Annotated in this window: 20 protein-coding genes and 1 tRNA gene; 11 read left to right on the forward strand and 10 right to left on the reverse strand. The window is 61.9% G+C overall.

Annotation, left to right across the window (positions count from 1 at the left end):
- Positions 1-65: 65 nt before the first annotated feature.
- The 7 genes from RAK1035_RS15985 to RAK1035_RS16015 form a co-directional block, all read right to left on the reverse strand.
- Positions 66-404 (reverse strand): hypothetical protein, encoded by a 339-nt coding sequence (locus tag RAK1035_RS15985; protein WP_050775754.1) that lies wholly within the window; start codon positions 402-404, stop codon positions 66-68.
- Positions 405-598: 194 nt separating this feature from the next.
- Complete coding sequence (locus RAK1035_RS20430) at positions 599-922, reverse strand: hypothetical protein (protein ID WP_008281171.1); 324 nt, start codon at positions 920-922, stop codon at positions 599-601.
- A 106-nt stretch (positions 923-1028) separates the two neighbouring features.
- Positions 1029-1574 carry an RSP_2648 family PIN domain-containing protein gene (locus tag RAK1035_RS15995; RefSeq protein ID WP_008281172.1) on the reverse strand — a complete coding sequence of 182 codons (546 nt, stop codon included), beginning with the start codon at positions 1572-1574 and terminating at the stop codon, positions 1029-1031.
- The gene (locus tag RAK1035_RS16000; protein ID WP_112303102.1) at positions 1571-2767 is read right to left on the reverse strand and encodes an RSP_2647 family RNA methyltransferase; all 1197 of its coding nucleotides are present in this window, start codon (positions 2765-2767) and stop codon (positions 1571-1573) included. The genes RAK1035_RS15995 and RAK1035_RS16000 overlap by 4 nt, the downstream gene beginning before the upstream one ends.
- 43 nt (positions 2768-2810) lie before the next feature.
- Positions 2811-3440 carry a DUF6778 family protein gene (locus RAK1035_RS16005; RefSeq protein WP_232279262.1) on the reverse strand — a complete coding sequence of 210 codons (630 nt, stop codon included), beginning with the start codon at positions 3438-3440 and terminating at the stop codon, positions 2811-2813.
- A 136-nt stretch (positions 3441-3576) separates the two neighbouring features.
- Entirely contained in the window at positions 3577-3861 is a 285-nt protein-coding gene (locus RAK1035_RS16010) for a hypothetical protein (protein WP_008282986.1), read from the reverse strand.
- 3 nt (positions 3862-3864) lie between these two features.
- Entirely contained in the window at positions 3865-6651 is a 2787-nt protein-coding gene (locus RAK1035_RS16015; RefSeq protein ID WP_008282987.1) for a [glutamate--ammonia-ligase] adenylyltransferase, read from the reverse strand.
- A gap of 78 nt (positions 6652-6729) precedes the next feature.
- Between RAK1035_RS16015 and RAK1035_RS16020 the strand changes: the two genes are divergently transcribed.
- From RAK1035_RS16020 to RAK1035_RS16030, 3 genes are all read left to right on the forward strand, one after another.
- Entirely contained in the window at positions 6730-7197 is a 468-nt protein-coding gene (locus RAK1035_RS16020; protein WP_037298793.1) for a YbaK/EbsC family protein, read from the forward strand.
- Between the two features lie 63 nt (positions 7198-7260).
- Positions 7261-7710 carry an RDD family protein gene (locus RAK1035_RS16025; RefSeq protein WP_037298841.1) on the forward strand — a complete coding sequence of 150 codons (450 nt, stop codon included), beginning with the start codon at positions 7261-7263 and terminating at the stop codon, positions 7708-7710.
- A gap of 75 nt (positions 7711-7785) precedes the next feature.
- Positions 7786-8616, forward strand: coding sequence for an arginyltransferase (locus tag RAK1035_RS16030; RefSeq protein WP_008282990.1), 831 nt, complete (start codon positions 7786-7788; stop codon positions 8614-8616).
- A 69-nt stretch (positions 8617-8685) separates the two neighbouring features.
- Here RAK1035_RS16030 and RAK1035_RS16035 read toward each other — a convergent pair whose 3' ends face one another.
- Positions 8686-9516, reverse strand: coding sequence for a protein-disulfide reductase DsbD domain-containing protein (locus RAK1035_RS16035; RefSeq protein WP_008282991.1), 831 nt, complete (start codon positions 9514-9516; stop codon positions 8686-8688).
- A gap of 138 nt (positions 9517-9654) precedes the next feature.
- Here RAK1035_RS16035 and RAK1035_RS16040 point away from each other — a divergent pair, with 138 nt between their 5' ends.
- From RAK1035_RS16040 to RAK1035_RS16065, 6 genes are all read left to right on the forward strand, one after another.
- Entirely contained in the window at positions 9655-10209 is a 555-nt protein-coding gene (locus RAK1035_RS16040; protein WP_037298798.1) for a YqgE/AlgH family protein, read from the forward strand.
- Positions 10210-10444: 235 nt separating this feature from the next.
- Positions 10445-10948, forward strand: coding sequence for a flavin reductase family protein (locus RAK1035_RS16045; RefSeq protein ID WP_008282993.1), 504 nt, complete (start codon positions 10445-10447; stop codon positions 10946-10948).
- A 100-nt stretch (positions 10949-11048) separates the two neighbouring features.
- On the forward strand, positions 11049-11921 hold the full coding sequence (locus RAK1035_RS16050) for a TIGR01459 family HAD-type hydrolase (RefSeq protein WP_008282994.1): 873 nt from the start codon (positions 11049-11051) through the stop codon (positions 11919-11921).
- Positions 11922-12021: 100 nt separating this feature from the next.
- On the forward strand, positions 12022-12465 hold the full coding sequence (locus RAK1035_RS16055) for a MaoC family dehydratase (protein WP_008282995.1): 444 nt from the start codon (positions 12022-12024) through the stop codon (positions 12463-12465).
- Positions 12466-12506: 41 nt separating this feature from the next.
- Entirely contained in the window at positions 12507-13475 is a 969-nt protein-coding gene (locus RAK1035_RS16060) for a glycosyltransferase family 2 protein (protein WP_008282996.1), read from the forward strand.
- Positions 13476-13672: 197 nt separating this feature from the next.
- Entirely contained in the window at positions 13673-15193 is a 1521-nt protein-coding gene (locus tag RAK1035_RS16065) for a DEAD/DEAH box helicase (RefSeq protein ID WP_008282997.1), read from the forward strand.
- A gap of 51 nt (positions 15194-15244) precedes the next feature.
- Here the strand turns inward: RAK1035_RS16065 and RAK1035_RS16070 are convergent, their stop codons facing one another.
- Entirely contained in the window at positions 15245-16531 is a 1287-nt protein-coding gene (locus tag RAK1035_RS16070) for an ATP-binding protein (RefSeq protein WP_008282998.1), read from the reverse strand.
- Between the two features lie 39 nt (positions 16532-16570).
- Between RAK1035_RS16070 and RAK1035_RS16075 the strand changes: the two genes are divergently transcribed.
- A complete protein-coding gene (locus RAK1035_RS16075) occupies positions 16571-17503 on the forward strand; it encodes an MBL fold metallo-hydrolase (RefSeq protein ID WP_037298801.1) in 933 nt (310 codons plus the stop codon).
- Between the two features lie 58 nt (positions 17504-17561).
- Positions 17562-17636 (forward strand) — tRNA-Asn (locus tag RAK1035_RS16080).
- A gap of 408 nt (positions 17637-18044) precedes the next feature.
- Here RAK1035_RS16080 and RAK1035_RS16085 read toward each other — a convergent pair.
- On the reverse strand, positions 18045-19406 hold the full coding sequence (locus RAK1035_RS16085) for a sulfatase family protein (protein ID WP_008283001.1): 1362 nt from the start codon (positions 19404-19406) through the stop codon (positions 18045-18047).
- Positions 19407-19411 lie beyond the last annotated feature (5 nt).

Genomic DNA, 19411 nt, shown 5'->3' on the forward strand with positions numbered 1-19411 from the left:
CGGAGTCAGACGCCGCGCGCAGCCGGGCCGCAAACTGTCTTACCGGATGCAACATGGCGCGCATGTCACCGCAGCCTGTTCAAATCGTTCAAGGTGCCGATGATGCCATCGACCACCTGACCCGTACTTACGTAGCCTTGCCTGCCACGGCCCGACGGCCCCGACCCATAGGACCCCCGGCTCGATCCGCGCCCGTAATAATACCCGCTGCGGGAATAGCCCCCACCGGAACCGCGCGATCCCCGTGATCCCCGCGACCCGCGTGATCCGCGCCCGCTGGCCTCAGAGGCATGCGCCGCCCCCAGATGCACCATCACCGGGGCCACATAGGCCAGCCCGCTCGCCAGCCCCAACCGCATCAGCAAGCGCCGCCGCGTGAGATGTGTCTCGTCCTTATGTGCCATATCATTCATCCTGTGCTTGTTTCATCAGATGGGCAGAGCCACCCAAAAGGGGATCCTGTCGCAGAACCTAATCTGGCTGGACAGAAAATCCCGATTTGCGCTCTGATGCGCAGGCTTTCGCCGACCCTGCCCAACGCTTTGCGCGGTGAGTGCGGGCGATCAGGGCACCGCTGCGCCACGATCGCCCGTTGGTCCTAGCGTCCCGAAGGACCAGAACTGCGGTTGGATCCGCGCCCCGAAGGACCCGAGCCGCGCGCATTGCCAGCCCCACCGCCCGAGCCGCCGGGGCCGGACCCACCACCGCCGCCCGAGCCACCGGGGCCAGACCCGCCACCGCCAGACCCGCCACCACCCGAGCCGCCGCCGCCGTCACCGCCGCCACCATCACCGCCTGCGCCCGACGCATGCGCCGCCCCCAGATGCATCATCACCGGGGCCACATAGGCAAGCCCGCTCGCCAGCCCCAAACGGGCCAGCACGCGCCGCCGCGTCAGCATTCTATCCTTGTCCTGTGTCATGGTTCTCTCCTCTTGTGATCCACACCCCGGCAACGGGGCGGACAAGAGAGAAACGTCGCGGCGCAAGGATTATTCCACCCACGCCGGAAAAAAATGCAAAGGCCCGTCAGTCAGCCCCAAGCGCCTTGGCCAGACGCGGCAACTTGGCCTTTTTTAAAAGCGGGCGCATGTCCCAGTCGCGCTCCGACAACGCCCGCGCCTTGTCCAGCACCGTTTCGGCCACCGCCGCCACCAGGCCCGGTTGCGCCTGCCAGATACCGTGCAAAAACCCATCCGGATCGGCCCGCCAAACCCCTTCTTCGGCCAGCGTTTGGCGTGGAAAATCGCGGGCATTCAGCGTGAGGATCCCATCCGCAGAGCCAGCAATCGCCGCTGCCAGCACATGGCGATCCGCCGGATCAGGCAACCACAGCCGCGCCTCCAGCGACGACGGATAGGTCACGCACGCCCGCGGCCAGCGCGCGGTCATCATCGCCGCCTCGCCCGCCGCCTGCGCCTCGGCCCCAGGTCCCAGCTTGACCACCGCGCGCAGCCATTCGCCAAGGATACGCTCAGACCAAAGCGGCTCAAACGCGCCGCCCGCCGCGACCCCCAGGATCATTTCCCGCATCACCGTGGGATAGATCACGCAGGTGTCGAGCAAGACTTTCATAACCGATAGAACAGCGCCTTGAGATAGCCAGACTCTGCCAGATTGGCATGCAGCGGATGATCCGGCCCGGCAAAGCCGGTATGGATCAACGGCCCCACCCGCCCCGCGCGCCCAATGCCGCGCGTGCAGGCAGCGCGAAACTTGCTCAAATCCGCCGCATGCGAACAGGAACAAAGCGCCAGATAGCCGCCCGGTGCCACCAAAGGTGCCGCAAGCCGCGCCACCCGCTCATAGGCGCGCAGCCCCTTTTCCATCGCCTGTTTGCTCGGCGCAAAGGCCGGCGGATCACAGATGACCACATCAAATTGCGCGCCCTCTGCCGCCAACGCCTCCATCACGTCGAACGCATCGCCGCGCCGCGTCTCGAACCGCTCGGCCAGACCCATGCGCGCCGCACCTTGTGTTGCAAGGCCCAGCGCAGGGTCTGACCCATCGACCGCCAGCGCATACTCTGCCCCCGCAGCCAGAGCGGCCAATGAGAACCCGCCCACATGGCTGAACATATCCAGCACCCGCGCGCCCTTTGCCAGACGCGCCGCAAAGGCGTGATTGGGGCGTTGATCATAGAAAAGCCCGGTCTTCTGACCGCCCAAGAGATCGGCCATGTAAATGGCCCCGTTCATCGGCACCGGCACCGGCCCTTCAGGTGCCATACCCGCCAGAACAGCACTCTGATCGTCAAGCCCCTCCAGCCCCCGCGCCCGGCCCCCGGCGTTCTTGAGCACGGTGCCCACGCCTGTCACCTCTTGCACGGCGGCCACCAGATCGCCCAGCATCGCCTCGGCCCAGGCTGCGTTGGGCTGGATCACGGCAATATCGTCAAAGCGGTCAATGACAACGCCGGGCAACCCATCGGCCTCGGCATGTACCAAACGGTAATAGGGCGCGTCATGCATCCGCTCGCGCATCTCATAGGCGCGGGTCAGACGCGCCACCAGCCATGCGCGATCAATGGCCACGCTGACATCGCGTTCCATCATCCGCGCCATGATCTTTGACGCCATATTGACCGCGACAAGGCCCAGAGGCGCGCGGTCCGCATCCTCCAAAAGCGCGATAGTGCCCGCGCTCAGCGCCTTGGTGCGCCGGTCGGTCACGATTTCATTATCGAATACCCAAGGCGCACCATGACGGATGGCGCGCGGCTCGACATTCGGGCGAAGGCGGATCACAGGATAAGGGGGCGGTGTCATACCGCCCCCTTACGCCGATTGTAGCCCATGGAAAAGATCAGATTTACTCGGTCACGCTCAAGGCCGCGACCAGATCGGTCTCAGCGCGCGGCGGCAGACCCAATTCGCCTCGGATCACTTTGGCCAGATGATCGGTAATCCGCACCTTTTGGGTGATCCCGCGCTGCTCTGCGGCCACCGCTGCCTGCCCCCCATAGGCCTTGAAACTGGCTTTGACAGGTTTCGTCGGACCATAAGGTGCACCCGTCTCGGGGTTGCGCAGGGTGATGGTGAAATGGATCGAATGCATGCCGCCGATGGTATAGCGCGCCTTTTCACTCAGCGCATGGAACCGGGTGACCTGGACATCAAGCACCGCAGGCATGCCGCCCGGCACACCGTCGCCCACACCGCGCGCCAGCGCCGTCTCAACGATGGACTTGACCTGCGCATGGCGATCCCCCGGCCTATCCTCGCGCCAGACGATATCGCCCATGGGATAATAGCTGTTAGCCTCCGAAACCTTGAGGGATTTGGGCACAGTCACCCGAATTTGCTGGACATCCAGTGTCACAGCGGCTGCCCGCAGGGCTGGGGTTTCCAGCGGGGCGTTGCGGGTTGCCGTCTCGACGCTCGCACAGGCCGACAGCGTCAATCCCAGCATCGCCACCGTAATGATTCTCAAATAGCTCATGTCTTCCTCCATGGGCTGTGTCCCTTGTCGCAACCTATGGATGACGCCGGATTAGGGCGCATTTGAGACAAACTCGGTGTATTACGGTGTCATTCACCACCCAAGCGGGAACTCAACCCATGCGAAACACGCAGGGTTATGACTGGTCCCCTGTGTCGCGGGGTCGGGATCGCCATCCCCCCCGCCTGCGCGCCGGGGCAGCGCTAACCATGCCCTCGCGCAAAACCCGCGTCATCGGATGATCAGGATTATCACCACCATATCGCGCGACCATTTCAGTAATGGCACCCGGCACCTCCTGCCCCACTGGCAGCGACAACGCCCAGTCAAGGAACACCGACCGACATTCCGGCTCGGTAATGCCCTCGATGCGGTAGGATTCGGTGATCAGCCCCTTGGGGTCCATGGGATCACGTGCCATGGCTCAGCGCCCCTTGGGCAGACGCACAAGCGCCGCACCCATCACCTCGGACGCCTCTCGGCTCAGTGTTTCCAGCCGCTCTTGCAACATCGCCAACCCCTCCTGCCCGGTCTCACGCAACAAAAACGCGGCACCACCTTCGCCCATACGCTCAGGCTCCAGCGGCTTGTCGCTGATCAGCCGCGCCACCATCTGCACCCGCCAGCAAAGCGCATAAGCCGCGTTCAGCGCTGCGCTATCCCCGTCACTCAGCCACCCGATTGCGACACCCCCCGCAAAGCCAGAGACAACATCGCGCGCCGCCTGCCCCGCCAAAAGGTTGCCCGCCTGCGCCATCAACTCCAACTCCAAGAGCCGCCCCGCCCCCAGCTTGGCATCCCATGGCCCGGCAGGCGCCTTGGCGCTCGCCACCCGCGCGCGCATTTCGGCCACCGCCTCCAGCACCGCCTCGGGCGCACCCTTTTCCCTGATCAACCGCTCGCGGAACGCCTCCACGTCCTGTGCCAAACCCGGCTCGCCCGTGATCACCCGCGCCCGCGTCAGCGCCAGATGCTCCCAGGTCCAGGCCTCCTCCTGCTGATAGCTCTGGAAACTTGGCCAGCTTGTCGCCACCGGCCCCTGATTGCCTGAGGGGCGCAACCGCATGTCCACCTCATAAAGCCGCCCCTCGGCCATCGGCGCGGTCAACGCCGTGATCATCGCCTGTGTGAGACGCGCATAATAGGGCCGCGCGGCCAAGGGCCTGCGCCCATCCGAGCTTTCGGCCTCGCCCGCATCATAGATCACAATGAGGTCAAGATCAGACCCGGCATTCAGCCGCCCCGCCCCCAGCGATCCCATCCCCAGCACCACCGCACCCCGTCCCGGCGGCGTCCCATGCTTTTCGGCAAATTGCGCCAGAACCATTGGCCAGACGCCCGCAATCGCCGCGCCCGCCAGATCGGCATATTGCGCCGCCGCATGGTCGGCCCCGGTCAACCCCCGCAGATGATGCACCCCGATCCGGAAATGCCATTCCTTGCGCCAACGTCGCGCCGCATCCAGCGCCCGCTCATAATCAGACTCCGCCGCGAGCCGCGCCGCAAGCTCTGCCTCCAGCGCCGCCCGCCCCGGCCAATCGGCAAAGAAATCGCCCGCGATCACCGCATCGAACACGCCCGCATTGCGCGACAGATGCGCCGCCAGCGCAGGGGCCGTGCCAACAATATCCACCAGCAGGTCAATCAACTGCGGATTGGCCTCGAACAGCGAAAACACCTGCACCCCGGCAGGCAAACCCGCCAGAAACCCATCAAACGCCACAAGCGCCTCATTGGGATGCGCCGTGCGCGCCAGCCGCCCCAGAATATCCGGCTTCAGCCGCTTGAAAATCTGCACCGCCCGATCCGAGCGTAACGCCGGGTAACTCGGCCAACGCGCGATCACATCGCCATTCAGCGCCTCCGCCGCCTCAGGTGTCTCCGGCGCTTCCTCGGGCCGGAAAAATCCTTCGATCAGATCATGCACCTCGGTCAGCCGCGCTTTGATCTCGGCGCGCAACTCGGCCGTGTCACGCCCCATAAAGGCGGCCAGCCGATCAAACTCCTCTGCCGAATTGGGCAACAAATGCGTCTGCGCATCGCGCAGCATCTGCACCCGATGTTCTACCTCGCGGTGAAACCGGTAATGCCCGGTCAGCGTCTCGGCCGCCGCCTGCGGCACCCAGCCTTTCTCGGCCAGCCGCGCCAGCCCCGCAACCGTGCCCCGCACCCGCAGGTCGGCATCCCGCCCACCCGCGATCAACTGACGGGTCTGGGTGAAAAACTCGATCTCGCGTATCCCACCCCGGCCCAGCTTCATGTTGTGCCCTTCAAGACACAGCGCACCCCCCAGCCCCTTATGCTCGCGAATGGCCAGACGCATGTTATGCGCATCCTCGATCGCGGCAAAATCCAGATGCTTGCGCCAGACAAAGGGCTTGAGCGTGCGCAAAAACCGCTCCCCCGCCGCGATATCCCCGGCACAGGGCCGCGCCTTGATATAGGCCGCACGCTCCCATGTGCGTCCAAGGCTTTCGTAATAGGCCTCTGCCGCTGCCATCGCCATGCAGACCGGGGTAACCCCCGAATCCGGGCGCAGCCGAAGATCGGTGCGAAACACATAGCCCTCGGCGGTGCGGTCATTCAGCATCGCCGACATCTTGCGCGTGGCCCGCACATAGGCGGCGCGCGCCTCGTGAAAATCCTCGCGCGCCAGCCGCGTCTCATCAAAAAGGCAGATAAGGTCAATGTCAGAGCTGTAGTTTAGCTCATGCGCCCCCATCTTGCCCATGGCCAGCACCACCATGCCCGCGCCCGTGGCCACATCCGCCTCGGTCATACTGGGCAGCTTGCTGCGTTTGATCTCTGCCGCCAGCGCCGCCTTCAGCGCCAGATCGCAGGCCAGATCGGCATAGTCCGTCAGATGTCCCGTCACCTCCTCCAGCGGCCAAACGCCCCCTAGATCAGCAAGCCCGGTGATCAGCGCCACCCGCCGCTTGCCCTCGCGCAAGCCAGAGGCCAGACGCTCCGCCGGGGCCTCCTTCAACGCCGCAAAAAGCGCGACCAGCGCCGCCTCAGGATCGTCAAACGCCCCCTCCAGCCACGCGGCCTCTTGCAGGATCAGCGATTTCAGAAACGGGCTGCACCCTGCCGCCCCCGCCACCAGATCCGATAGCTTGGGGTCAAGACTGGGCAAGGCGTCACGCGCCTCCTCCCCCTCGGCAGGATCAAAGGGGCGCGGCAAGCGGGTGAGGCGATCAAGAAAATTCATGACCCGAGTGATACAACCCGCGCAAGGCTGGTCAATGCCCCACGCGCCTGAAATACTGTGAAAAAACCGGAGAAGATCATGAGCAAGAGCCTCAGACGCGTGACCGAGGCCCTGCAATTGGCAGGGCACGACATCACCCCCCAAGAGATCGGCGATGCCACAACGGCGCAAATGGCGGCTGATCTGATCGGCTGCTCCATCGGGCAAATCGCCAAATCCATCATGTTTCGGGGCGAGACGAGCGGCGCGGCGCTCCTTTTTGTCACCTCCGGTGCCAACCGCGTCTGCGATCACCGCGCCTCTGCCCTTGCCGGCGAACCTCTGGGCAAGGCCGATGCCGCCCTCATCCGCGCGCAGACCGGCTTTGCCATTGGCGGCGTGGCGCCTTTGGGCCATCTCACCCCGCCGCGCGCCTTCTTTGACCCGCATCTTTTGACCTTCCCAATGGTCTGGGCCGCCGCCGGCACGCCCCGGCATCTCTTCGGCATTGACCCCGCACAGCTTTTGCAGATTTCCGGCGCCACGGTCGAGGATTTCACCGCCTGAACCCTTGCAATGCCCCTGCGCACCCCCAACCTTGAGGGCGCAACAAGGATACTGATTGACCCCATGACCGATACAAGCTGGCACCTGCCCAATCCCGACACCCAGCCAGAGTTTTACGCCGATGTGCCGCTCAAGCGGCTTTTGGCCTTTCTCGTCGATACGGTCGTGATCATCGGGATCAGCCTCTTGATCGTGCCGTTCACCGCCTTTACCGGGATTTTCTTCTTTCCCCTGCTCGCGGCAGTGGTGGGCTTTGCCTACCGGGTCGTAACCCTCGCGCGCGGCTCGGCCACATGGGGCATGCGCCTCACAGCCATCGAATTCCGCGATGCCAAGGGCGCGCGCTTTGACCTGTCGCAGGCTGTCTTGCACACGCTTGGCTTCACGGTTTCTTTGAGCATCCCGATCCTACAGGTCATTTCCATCGTGCTCATGCTCACGGGCGAGCGGGCGCAGGGCCTCACCGACAGGGTGATGGGATGCGTCGCGATCAACCGCCGCGCGGCCATGTAACGCCCCCATGACAAGCCTCTTGGCGGGGCGCTTTATCGTTGTTATCGTGCCGCTTAGACAGATAACGGATCAACCATGCGGCATACTCTTCCCATCGCGCCCCAGTTCTACGTGACGGCGCCACAGCCCTGCCCCTATCTTCCGGGCCGGATGGAGCGTAAGCTTTTTACCGCTCTTCAGGGCGAAGGCGCGCAGCGTTTGAATGACGGTCTGTCGAAACAGGGCTTTCGCCGCTCGCAAAACGTGCTCTATCGCCCCTCCTGCGCCGATTGTGCCGCGTGCCTCTCGGCGCGGATCAACGTGGCAGAGTTCACAGCCTCCAAAGGTCAGCGCCGCACTCTGCGCCGCAACGCGGCCCTCAAGCGCCGCGCCACCTCGCCTTGGGCCACCGAAGAACAATACAGCCTTTTCCGCCGCTATCTCGAAAGCCGCCACGCCACCGGCGGCATGGCCGATATGGATACGTTCGAATTTGCCGCCATGGTCGAGGAGACCCCGATCCGCACCCGCGTTGTGGAATACACCGAGGCCGAAACCGGCGCGCTGACCGCCGTCTGCCTCACCGATATTCTCGATGATGGCGTGAGCATGGTCTATTCCTTCTACGACCCCGAGCGCAGCAGCGAATCGCTGGGCACCTATGTGATCCTTGATCACGTCGCCATCGCGCGCGAAAACGGGCTTCCCTATGTCTACTTGGGCTATTGGGTGCCCGGCAGCCCCAAAATGGGGTACAAGGCCGCCTTCTCGGGTCTCGAAGTCTATGTCGGCAACCGCTGGCAGAAAATGCGTGATCCCGAGGAATTCCGCGCGCAGGCGCATCCTCTCGTCAACGATCCGATTTCCGAACAGGTCGCCAATATCTCATTGCCTGATGGCCGCCCGCTGCGCGCCCGGTCTGTCTAGGGAAAAAACCAAAAGCGGGCCTGTGCCGTCCAGCACCTTTGGCCCGGTCAATAGCCCCTCAAACCACCCTTAGCCCGCCGGACAGCCGCGAATATCAACCGCATCGCCGCTGCTCAGGATCGTGAGCCGCAGCCCGCTGCGGTCAAGCATGAAGCCGCGCCCCTCCGCATGGAAAATCTCGGCTTCAGCGCGCAAACGGTTGCCCTGTCGCACGCTCTTGGATTGTGCGACCCAAAGCGCAGGATTGGCAGTCTCGACCACCATCATCTCCTGCGCGCCCATCGCCGCCACATCGACCTCTGCCACCAGATGCACGCCACCGCCCTCTATGGGCGACACCTTGCAGACCACCCGCCCCACACCGGCCTCTGCCTGCGTATAGGGCCGCGCGGCCAAGGCAGCGGCAATCTGCGGATCAGGCCGCCGCGCATCGCTATCCAAGCCCTGCGCCACCGTCAAAGACACCGGCACGCAGATATCACTGCACACGCCGATCTCCATATCCACACTCAAGGTGATCGGCTGTCCGGCACGTTCCGGCGTCAAACGCAGCGGCAACACCAACACATGCTCATACCCGATGGTTCGCATTCCATTGGTCACGGTCTGTTTGGGTGTCGGCCATTCAATCTCGACCCGCGCCAGATTGCGCGACCCGCGCCAATCGAACCGCGGCGGAATCCCCGCCTCACCGGGCGCGCGCCAATAGGTTTTCCATCCCTCGGCCAGGTCGAATTTCAGCGCAGCCACATGGCTGCCATCGGCCGTTTGCCAGCCGTTCACGATGCTGACCGCGACCATATCCTCCTGCGCCCGCGCCCCCGAATGGGGCACCAGAACCGAAAGAACCGTCAGAAAAACGATGCGCCAAACCTGTATCATGCCGCTGACATGGGCCATTCCGCGCCGATTGCCAACTCACAATCCGGCGAGAATTCTTGCCAAAGGATGAAGAGATGGCTTGCACCCCCGGCCCGCTCGCCCCATTTTCATGAGTAACAAGCACAGGGACAGCCCGTGACCCGAACCAGTCAAGATATGGATCTGACAGGCAAATTGCTCATCGCCATGCCCGGCATGGGCGATCCGCGCTTTGCGCATTCGGTCGTGCTGCTCTGCGCCCATTCGCCCGATGGGGCCATGGGGCTGATCATCAACAAACCAACCAGCGATCTTCGCCTGCGCGACTTGCTTGAACAACTCTCGATTGCACCAACCGGCCAAACCCGCAATCTGCCAGTGCATTTCGGCGGCCCGGTCGAACACGGGCGCGGATTTGTTCTGCATGATCGGGGGTATCAATCCACTCTCACATCGCTTGAGGTGAATGAGGATTTCGCAATGACCGCCACGCTCGACATTCTCGAGGATCTGGCCCGTGGCACCGGCCCGGATCGCGCCCTGCTGGCACTTGGCTATGCCGGTTGGGGGCCGGGTCAACTCGAATCAGAACTTGCGGAAAACGGCTGGCTCACCTGTGACGCTGATATGGAACTGGTGTTCGACACCCCAAATCCCGCCAAATGGGAGGCCGCGCTAACCCGCCTTGGCATCTCACCCCTGATGCTCTCATCGGATGCTGGCCGCGCCTGACCTTTGGGCTTTGCCACTGCCCAAGCGCCCCCGCGCAGCTCTCTCAAAACCAAGGGCGGATCAACCGGCCCCTGACACCGCAGGCCCGGCCCGCATGGTTTTTTCAGGTCTGAGACCCAAACGGTTTGAAAGCCCACAGAACCACACTACCTACGGTCCCGGCACGGGATTTCCTTTACCCCGCCACATTTCAGGGCTACCCAATGGGTCCGCCCCCGATACAGGAGCACCACCCGTGACCTCAGACACCCTCAGCGTAGACCGCGACGCCTTCTTGGCCGCCATGCGGCAGGTCGCGGCCACTGTGACGGTTGTCACCACCGACGGGGTCTCAGGCCGCGCCGGGGCCACGGTCAGCGCCTTTTCCTCGCTCTCCGCTGATCCGCCCTCGGTGCTCATCTGCCTGCGCACCGACAGCCGCATCGCGCGCGCGGTGATAGAAAATGGCGCCTTCTGCGTCAATGTCCTGCCCGAGGATGCCGTCGAGGTGGCGCGCGCCTTTGCCGGTTCTTCGCCGGAAAACCCCGCCGCGCGCTTTGACGGGCTCACGGTCACCCCCCGCCCCGAAGGCCCGGTGCTGCCGCGTGCAACCGCCTTTTCCTGCCTGCTCACAGACCGGATCACCCATGGCAGCCACGCCATCTGCATCGGCACCGTCACAGCCCTCACCAATGCTGGGCAAAAACCGCTGACCTATCTCAGTGGCGATTACCACATCGTACGCCCGCACGGGCACTGAACACCCCCTGCGTCTTCTTGGTCAAAATACTCAATTCCACCGCTGGCCAAACAGCGGCCCCCCTGCCATATCTGCGCCCACCCCGGAACAGGAGCCGCCCATGACCCGCATCATCACCGCCCTCAGCGATATTTCCGACAAATATGACGCGCTCTTTGTCGATCTCTGGGGCTGTGTGCATGACGGCGTGCGCGCCCTGCCCAATGCGGTCGCAGCACTTCAGGCCTACCGCGCGGGCGGCGGCACCGTGGTGCTTGTCACAAACTCGCCCCGCGCGCGGGGCGGCGTGGAAAAACAACTCGACGGCTTTGGCGTGCCCCGCGACGCTTGGGATAGCATCGCCACCTCCGGCGACAGCGCGCGCGCCGCCATGTTTCAGGGCGTGGTGGGCGAAAAGGTCTGGTTCATCGGCCAGCCGTTCGATGACCGCTTCTTTGACCCACTCCACCTGATCGAAAACCCCGTGCCCATCGCCCGTGTGCCTCTGGAAGAGGCCGAAGGCATCGTCTGCATCGGCCCCTTTGATCCTTTGGCCGATCCCGCCGACCTGCGCCCGCAGTTTCTTTATGCCAAGCAAAAGGGGCTCAAACTCCTCTGCGCCAATCCCGATATCGTGGTCGATCGCGGCGAGGTGCGGGAATGGTGCGCAGGCGCTCTTGCCCGCCTCTATACTGACATGGGGGGGACAAGCCTCTATTTCGGCAAACCGCATCCCCCCATCTACGACCTTGCCCGCCGCAGGCTCTTGGCGCTTGGCCGCGATGTCGAAAACGGCCGCATTCTGGCCATCGGCGACGGGGTGCATACCGATATCGACGGGGCCATGGGCGAGGATATCGATTCCCTCTTTATTTCCGGCGGCTTGGCCGCGACTGAGACTAAAACGTCGCACCAGCCCGATGAGGCCGCGCTAACCACTTATCTTTCCAAGGAAAACTCCGCACCCACCTATACGATCGGATTTTTGCGCTAAGAGAAAGCGCTTGATTTTTCTGCATCCGCAAAGTAATAAAATTCCAACATGGGCCAAAATACAGCCCAATAATTGCGCACCAAACCTACTGGAGGGGCGAATGTTGGACAATATGCCACGCGGCACGATCTGTATCGAAGACATCGAGATGGGCATGACCCGCCATCTGCGCAAAGTCGTAACCGACCGCGATATCGAACTCTTCGCTGAGGTCTCGACCGACCGCAATCCGGTGCATCTCGATGACGATTATGCGCAAGACACCATCTTTGAGGGGCGCATCGCCCATGGCATGCTCACCGCCGGCCTCATCTCTGCGGTGATTGGCGAGCAATTGCCGGGGCATGGCACCGTCTACATGGGGCAGACCCTGAAATTCCTCGCCCCCGTGCGTCCCGGCGACATGGTCCATGCAGAGGTCGAGGTGATCGGCATCGACCACGGCAAGCGCCGCGTGCAACTCGACTGCCGTTGTCTGGTGAATGGCAAAAAGGTGTTGATCGGCGAAGCCACGGTTCTGGCCCCCTCGCGCAAGTTCGACTGACAGCTCTTGCGCGCACTGCGGCCTGACCGCATTCTGCGCCCATGAACGCAGCACCCAACTGGGGCGTGGTCGCCACGATCAAGGCCCCCACCCGCGACATCCTCACGTTTGCCGCCCATCATCTCGATCTGGGCGCTCACCGGGTTCATATCTATCTCGACGCCCCCGACCCGCAGGCCGAAGCCGCCCTGCGCGCCCATCCAAAATGCCGTGTCATCCTTTGTGACGACGACTATTGGAACCGCCGGTCACGCAAGGGACGCCCCGACAAACACCAGCCGCGCCAAAGCCTCAATGCCACCCACTGCCTCAACAAACGTCCACAGGTCGATTGGCTGGCACATATCGACGTGGATGAGTTTCTCTGGTCCGAAACCCCCATCGCCGACCGTCTCGCGCGCGTCGCCCCGGACCGCCTAAGCGCCCGTGTTCGCCCCATCGAGGCATTGGACCCCGGACCTTACAAAATCGAGGCCGAACCTTACAGAGCTTACAAATCCTGCGCCCTCTCACAGGCAGACCGCCGCGCCCAGACCAACGCCATTTATCCCACCTACGGTCCCTATCTCAACGGCGGTTTCCTCAGCCACGTTGCAGGCAAGGTCTTTGTGCGGACCGGGCAACCAGATATCAGCCTGCGCATACATAATGCATTTATAAACAAAGAGATGGACAACAAAGCTGAGGAGTTACATGAACTTCGCCTCTGTCACCATCATGCCGCCACCTGGGATCACTGGCTCGCCGCCTACCGCTACCGCCTCAGCCTGGGTTCCTACCGTGCAGAATTAAAGCCAGCCCCCCACTCCGACGGCTATGCCTTTAATATGCATGAATTTTTTCACATGCTTGAGGAAGACGGAGGGGAACCCGCCCTGCGCCGCTTCTTCTCCGAGGTCTGCACCGCCACCCCAGAGTTGCAAAAACGCCTTGCGTCTTTCGGCCACCTTCATCACATCAATCTCGACCTTGACGCAAAGCGCGCCCGCCACTTTCCGGATCATAGCTAAGTGTTTCCAATAAATGCATAATCCCTCTCCGTACCCCTTGGATTGTTGCGCGGATTATGCGGTGCATTGACGCTGGTGACGTTCTCAGGTAAGTGCGGCGCAGCGGGGCATCCATGTGGAGAACCACAGGCCCATGAGGGGCCCGAACCCGCATCAGTCGTACGGGCCATGATTGCGTCCGTAAACCACGGATACACATGACAAAATTTTCCGATCTGAACCTGAATCCCAAGGTGTTAAAGGCCATCGAAGAGGCCGGTTACGAAACGCCCACACCCATTCAGGCCGAAGCCATCCCTCACGCGCTCGTCGGCCGCGACGTTCTCGGCATCGCCCAAACCGGCACCGGCAAAACCGCCAGCTTCACCTTGCCCATGCTCTCGCTTTTGTCACGTGGACGCGCCCGCGCCCGCATGCCACGCAGCTTGGTCCTGTGCCCCACGCGCGAACTCGCAGCCCAAGTGGCCGAGAATTTTGATACATATTCCAAACACTTAAAGCTTACAAAGGCGCTGCTCATCGGCGGCGTCAGCTTCAAGGAACAGGACAAGCTGATCGACAAGGGCGTTGATGTTCTCATCGCAACGCCAGGTCGTCTTCTCGACCATTTCGAACGCGGCAAGCTCTTGCTGACCGGTGTTCAGATCATGGTCGTGGACGAGGCTGACCGCATGCTCGACATGGGCTTTATCCCTGATATTGAACGAATTTTCAGCCTTACCCCCTTCACCCGTCAGACGCTTTTCTTCTCTGCCACCATGGCACCCGAGATTGAGCGCATCACCAATACCTTCCTGTCGAACCCCGCTCGGGTCGAGGTTGCCCGTCAGGCCACCGCCTCCGAGACGATCGAGCAAGGCGTGGTGATGTTCAAACCGTCCCGCCGTGAGAATGCCGATAGCGAAAAACGCAAGTTGCTGCGCGCACTGATCGACCGCGAAGGTGCTGCCTGTAGCAATGCCATCATCTTTTGCAATCGCAAGATTGATGTAGATGTGGTCGCTAAGTCTCTGATAAAATACGGATATGATGCGGCGCCCATTCACGGTGACTTGGACCAAAGCCAGCGCACGCGCACACTCGACGGCTTTCGCGCAGGCACGCTGCGCTTTCTGATCGCCTCCGACGTGGCCGCCCGTGGCCTTGACGTGCCAGCGGTCAGCCATGTGTTTAACTTTGACGTGCCCAGCCATGCAGAAGATTACGTTCACCGCATTGGGCGCACCGGCCGGGCCGGGCGCAGCGGCAAGGCGCTGATGATCTGCAACCCGCGCGACGAAAAGAACCTCGCCGGGGTTGAAGCCTTGATTCAAAAGGAAATTCCCCGGGTTGAAAGCCCCGTGACCTTCACCCCTCCGACCACAGAAACCGAACCGCCGCAGGGCAGCGAGGAGCGCCCCGCCAAACCGCGCCGCGCACGCAACGTGAGCCGCGGAAAGCCCGAAGAGCGTCCCGCCGCCAGCCACAAGGCCCCGGAAACAGTTTCCGAACAGGCAGTTGAGGCGACCCCACCGCAGGAACGCCCACAGGAACGCCGCCCTGAGCGGACGCCGGAACCCCGGCAGGACCGCAATCGCGACCGCAATGACGATAACGCCCCGCGCCACCGAGAGGGCCGCGGGCGTCAGGATCACGGTGGCGGGCCGCGTGTCATGGGTCTTGGGGATCATCTGCCCAGCTTCATCGCACTCAGCTTTGATGAGAGGCGCACCGGGTAACTTGTTACTTTAGAAGCATTTTATCAAAAATCATTGCGCGCTGAGATGAGATCATCGCGCAATGACAATATCCGCGCACAGGCCACCTAGCCGCGCGCTCTCTCCCAATCGCAGCGTGCCACCATGTGCCCGCGCCACATCTAGCACGATGGACAAGCCCAAGCCGACCCCCATGCCGCGATTCTGGTTTCGCGCAGGTTCCAGCCGGGTGAATGGCTTGATTGCATCGTCCCTGCTGTCAGGCGGAATCCCAGGCCCGTCATCCTCAACCCTGATTCTCAATGATTTTTCGGTCATGACCACCGAAACCTCAGCCCGCGAGCCATAGCGCACCGCGTTGTTGATCAGGTTCTCGACCGCCCGGCGAATATTCTCCGCCCGCAAAGCCACCGTGCCCACGCCCCGTGCCTCCACCAAAGTCACGTCATTCTGTGCACGTTGGGCATCTTCGACAATCTGTGTCACAAGCGCAATCGGATCAACCGGTTCCGGCTCGCCCTCATGCGCCCCGCGCGCAAAGGCCAGAAACCCTTCCAGCAATCGCTCCATATCGCGCACGTCGCGCAGCATGGGGGCCGCCTCTTCATCCTCCAGCATCGCAAGGCTCAATCTCAGCCGGGTCAGCGGCGTTCTCAGGTCATGGCTCACGCCCGAGAGCATCAGCGTGCGCTGCTCGATCTGCCGTTCAAGCCGCGCCCGCATGTCGAGAAAGGCATTGCCCGCAGCCCGCACCTCTAGGGCACCAGAGGCCCGATAGGGCACATGCCGCCCGCGCCCAAAGGCCTCTGCCGCCTCAGCCAGCCGGGTAATCGGCTTGAGCTGTTTGCGCATGTAGACATACGAGACAACGGTCATGAGGATGCCATAGAACGCCAGATTGAGCAGCACTTGATAGGGCCGCCGCGCGGACACCCGGCGCCGGTCAAACACAAGCTCGACCACCCCACCATCCCTATGAAAATAAAGCATAACAAACTGATTATCGGTCAGTGAAACACGCTCGAGATCCTCAAAATAGCCACGCAATTCGCGAATAACCACGCTTCCTGAAAGGTCGAACCAATCATAGTCATCGGCCTCTGGCATCTCGGATGCGGGCACCCGCCGCCGCTCGATTTCCAGCATTTCTGACACCGGGCTGCCTTCGGGCTCATCAAGCACCAAGCGCACCTCGCGCGCCACCGTCTTGACCATCTGCTGCGTGACATCGTCAAACAGCCTCTGGGCAAACACGAGCGACACCACCAAGAGCAGCGTGATCACCGGCAAAAGCAGGATCAACACGGCCCGTGCATAGAGACTTCGCGGAAGATAGGGTTTGAGCCAACGCAACGACATGGCTAAACCTAGCCGCGCGCGCAGCCATAAGGAAGAGCCATGCAAGCCGACCAAGGAAAAAGCCCCCCTGTAGGCATGGCCGAGGATGTCGGACAGGCGATCCGTCGCATTCTTGCGCCCAACCCCTCGCCCATGACGTTTTGGGGGACCAACACCTATCTTGTGGGCACGCGCCGCCTTGCGGTGATTGACCCGGGCCCCGACACCCCTGCCCATCTCGCAGCGATCCTTGCGGCCTTGGGTCCGGGCCAGAGCGTGAGCCATATTCTTGTCACGCATGCGCATCTGGATCATTCCCCTCTTGCCGCGCGCCTCTCGGCTGAAACCGGCGCACCGGTGCTGGCCTATGGCGATGCCACCGCCGGGCGCAGCGCCGTGATGCAGAGCCTCGCCGAAAGCGGGCTTATGGGCGGTGGTGAGGGCGTGGATACGGAGTTTGCCCCCGATCTGGTGCTCTGCGACGGGGAACGGATCATGGGGGACAACTGGCAGATCACCGCGCATTGGACACCGGGGCATTTCGGCAATCACATGAGCTTTGAGATCGCAGACAGCGTGCTGTCCGGCGATCTGGTGATGGGCTGGGCCAGCTCTCTGGTCTCGCCACCAGACGGCGATCTGACAGATTTTCTGCGGTCTTGCGCACGTCTTGGCGCGCTGAAGGCGCGGCGCTTTCTACCCGGCCACGGGGCAGTGATCGAACATCCCAAGGCCCGCGTCGACTGGCTCGTCGCGCATCGCAAGGCGCGCGAGGCGGCAATCCTCGATTCCCTCACGCGGGCACCGCTGACCGCCACCGAGATTACCAGCCGCGTCTATGCCGACACCCCACAAAGCCTCCTCACCGCGGCCCGCCGCAACGTGCTCGCGCATCTCATCGACCTGATGCAGAAATCCCAAGTCGCGCCAGTCGGCGGACTACAGGCAGACGCAAAATTCGCACGCCTCCAAACCACCTGCACCTCGTCCTAAATTTTTGTCACAAAGCCTCTGGACCTCCCCGAATCCGGTTGCTATACGGCCCACGTGTTCCGGCGTAGCTCAGCGGTAGAGCAGTTGACTGTTAATCAATTGGTCGTAGGTTCGATCCCTACCGCCGGAGCCAAAGATTTCAAGGGGTTAGCGGGAAACTGCTAACCCCTTTTCCTTGGGTTAGTCGCTTTTTTGTCGCTTATTTCAGCCTAGCAGCGCCATTCTTGAGGTGTCCTGCGCTGCTTCGCAACGTAGTGCGGCCGGTTCAGCAAATTCATGATGAGAGCCACTGCGGCGGTCTCAAATTGGCCAGCGGCATTCACACGAAACTCGCCTAGTTCTCCACTGTCGCAGTCATCTGCCTTCATCCGCAACGTAGCGCATCTGTCCTTGACGCTTGGTGTGTCGAAGGTTGTATGGATATCGTGAGCGAAGGCGTTGCGTAGCTTGAGTGAGCAATGGAACATGGCAGAGAATGGTATGACTTACGCGGCTTCAGCGTAAACTCGATAAATCGCCAAAATCCGATTTTGTTTTGCAATCAAACTTTTAGGGTTGGAAGCGCTTCGGGCATCTGTCCCAAACACATCATGCGCTGTGTGAGGCGCAGCATAAGCTCGTCCTGGATTTGAGCATGTCGTGGCGCACCAAACAGGTTCGTCGTCTCGTAACGATCCCGCCGCAGATCGAACAATTCGCCTTTGTCTTCACCGTAAAGGCATAGCTTCCAGTCCTCCGTGCGCAGCATTGATCCAGGTCCAAACGCCGTCGGTGGCATTGCCCCTTTGATGACATGGCCGGATATCGGCTCTAGCGGCTGTCGCACAAGCATGCCTGAATCGGCGTAAACGTCACGTCGTCCCACCACCGTGCCCGCCATCGACCGGGCATGCGAGCCTTCTGGCTGCTTGAGACCGCATAGATCGAGAACTGTCGCCATGCCGTCCATCAGCTCGACCAAGCCAGAACACACGCCGCGCGGCACGCGCCCGGTCGGATCCCAAATCACCATCGGCGCCCGGATCAAGCACTCGTAAAACGCTGGAATCTTGTGGGTCACACCAAAATCACCAATGAATTCACCGTGGTCGCTCCAGAAGAGGACGATCGTGTTTTCAAGCAGGTCTAGAGCCTCAAGCTCGTTCAGAATACGCCCAACCTGATCGTCAACATACCGGATCTGCCCGGCGTAGATCGCCATCGCCTGTTTGAGCTCTGCGACCGGCATGTTGATTTCATTGCTGTGAATGCGCCAGTTTGTCAGCCGGGTGATTTCTCCGTCCACTGGCGCCTTGCGATAATTCGGTGAAAGCTCAAACTGATCTGGGTGAAACAAGGACGAGTAGGGTTCAGGGCAGGCAAAAAATGGATGCGGGTCCTGATAATTGAGGGTCAAAAAGAATGGCTGGCTTGTCCGAGCTTGGCGATGGATAAACGCGAGCCCCTCATCTGTGAGACGCTTGGTCAGGTTCCACTTTGACCCGACATCAAGGCTCGTGCTGTCCCATGCATTTATATAGTCTGGGTGGCCACCCATGATCCCTATGCAGATGTCCTCTCCTTCATCATACAGGCTACCAATCACATTTCCTTTGAAGGTGTGGTCCTTGCCCCAAATCCCTCGCACATAGCCCGCATCACCCAGCACGCGCAGGGCATTGGGCTGCGCCTGATCGTAGGTGCCACCATATTGCCGAATGCCGTGTTCGATGGGATATTTCCCAGTTAGAAAACTCGTCCGGCTCGGCCCGCACATAGGGCTTGCCGCAAAGGCGTGGCTGAACCGCGTTCCCATCGCTGCCAGCCGGTCCAAGTGCCGGGTAGCAATGAACGGATGGCCCTGACACGAGGCGTAGTCCCACCGCATTTGATCTGGATTGATGATAACGATATTTGGTTGCATGGGCA

This window comes from Roseovarius sp. AK1035 (assembly GCF_003288315.1).
GTDB lineage: Bacteria > Pseudomonadota > Alphaproteobacteria > Rhodobacterales > Rhodobacteraceae > Roseovarius > Roseovarius mucosus_A.